2 protein-coding genes and 1 pseudogene are annotated in these 1887 nt (G+C 72.5%); 2 read left to right on the forward strand and 1 reads right to left on the reverse strand.

Annotation, left to right across the window (positions count from 1 at the left end; genetic code table 11):
• A partial coding sequence (locus FNH05_RS36785) for an alpha/beta hydrolase family protein (RefSeq protein ID WP_144593443.1) occupies positions 1-754 on the forward strand: 754 nt, incomplete at its 5' end.
• Between the two features lie 78 nt (positions 755-832).
• The gene (locus FNH05_RS36790) at positions 833-1462 is read left to right on the forward strand and encodes a TetR/AcrR family transcriptional regulator (RefSeq protein WP_144593444.1); all 630 of its coding nucleotides are present in this window, start codon (positions 833-835) and stop codon (positions 1460-1462) included.
• 61 nt (positions 1463-1523) lie between these two features.
• Here FNH05_RS36790 and FNH05_RS38655 read toward each other — a convergent pair.
• Positions 1524-1887: pseudogene (locus FNH05_RS38655) on the reverse strand (hypothetical protein); the annotation flags it as partial.

The following is a 1887-nucleotide window of genomic DNA, read 5'->3' on the forward strand; positions in this document are numbered from 1 at the left end:
CGCCTGGCTGGCGCTGCCCGGCGACGCCGGTCCCGCCAACCCCGCGCCGCTGCTGCTGTGGATCCACGGCGGCCCGCTGCATTCGTGGAGCGCGTGGTCCTGGCGGTGGAACCCGTGGCTCGCGGTGGCGCAGGGCTACGCGGTGCTGATGCCCGACCCGGCGCTGTCCACCGGGTACGGCCTGGAGTTCATCCGCCGGGGCTGGGGCGCCTGGGGCGAGGCCCCGTTCACCGATCTGATGACCATCACCGACGCCGCCGAGGCCCGCGACGACATCGACGCCGCCCGTACCGCGGCGATGGGCGGCTCGTTCGGCGGCTACATGGCCAACTGGGTGGCCGGGCACACCGGGCGGTTCTCCGCCATCGTCACGCACGCCTCGCTGTGGGGCCTGGAGCCGTTCGGCGCCTCCACCGACGGAGCGCACTACTGGCGCCGCGAACTCACGCCCGGAATGGCCGAAGCCAACTCCCCCGACCGGTTCGCCGACGCGATCACCACCCCGATGCTGGTGATCCACGGCGACAAGGACTACCGCGTGCCGATCGGGGAGGCGCTGCGCCTGTGGTGGGACCTGCTGTCGCGGGCGGACACCGAGGATTCGGCGACCCCGCACAAGTTCCTCTACTTCCCGGACGAGAACCACTGGATCCTCGGTCCCCAGCACGCGAAACTGTGGTACTCCACGGTTTTCGCCTTCCTCGCCCAGCACGTGCTCGGCAAGCCCTGGCAGCGTCCCGGGCTCCTCGGCTGACACGGTGGCTCCAGAAGCCGGGCGGGCCCGCCCGCCCGGCTTCTACAATCGCCCCGGCACGGTGGAACGGAGAACGGCATGGCGGGCAGGGCGAGCGGCGGCGGCACCGCCTGGCAATGGAGCCGCACGGCGGAAACCAGGCAGACCCTGCTCGACGCCGCCCGTGAGGTGTTCGGCGAGCACGGTTACGCCGAGGCGAGCGTGGCCGAGGTGGTGCGGCGCGCCCAGTCCAGTGTGGGCAGTCTCTACCACCACTTCGGTGGGAAGGCCGAGCTTTACCTCGCACTGTGGGAGGAACACCAAGGGGTTCTGGAACGCAGCGCGACGGCGGCCGTGTCGGGCGCGCGGGCGCGCGGCGAGGAAGACCCGCTCGCCCTGCTGATCGCCGGTGCCCGCGCCTATCTGGAAGCGTCGTGGCAGCAGCGTGACCTGGTGCGGCTGTTCATGAACGACGACGGGCCGCCGGGGTTCGACCTGCTGCGCCGCACCCGGGGCCGCGAGTGGGTCCGGCAGAACGCCGTCCTGCTCGGCGCCGGTGCCGACCCGGTCGACCGGCTCACCGTCTCGGTGATCACGGCGATCATCGGCGAGGCGGGGCGGGAGATCGCCGCCTGCGCCGGTAAGCGCAAGGCGGCCGCGATCACCGAAGCCGCGGTCGGCCTCATCCGCAAACTCGACCCCCTGACGGGAGCGGCCGCAAAGCCGTGAAGGGTCCCTTCACGGTCGATTCGACTGTGAAGGGACCCTTCACGGGAAAACGGGGAAAGCTCTACTTCTTCTTCTCGTCGTTCTTCTTCCAGAGGCCGATCACCGGCGGGGCGACGACCTTCTCGCCCTGGAACAGTTCGGGATCGCCCTCGATGTAGTCGGCGACCCGGTGTTCCTTGTCGTCCTCGCCCTTGCCGCGTCCGCCGTGGGGCATACCCGCGCCCGACATGCCTGCCGCACCGGCCCGGCCTGCCGCACCCGCGGCGCCCGCGCCCGCGGCGGCGGCCCGCCCCGCCGCGGCCTCTTCGGCGGCCATCGCACCGGAGGCCGCGCCCGCGGAGAGCCTGCCCGCGGCGCTGCCGCTCGCGGAACTCCCGCCGCCGAGCCCGCCGACCCCGCCCAGACCGGCGGTCCCGCCCTTGAGC

The organism is Amycolatopsis rhizosphaerae (assembly GCF_007713715.1).
Lineage (GTDB): Bacteria > Actinomycetota > Actinomycetes > Mycobacteriales > Pseudonocardiaceae > Amycolatopsis_E > Amycolatopsis_E rhizosphaerae.

Excerpts from the sequence above, each read along its gene's own strand:
- FNH05_RS36790 (WP_144593444.1), top strand. The coding sequence starts at position 833 with ATGGCGGGCAGGGCGAGCGGCGGCGGCACCGCCTGGCAATGGAGCCGC.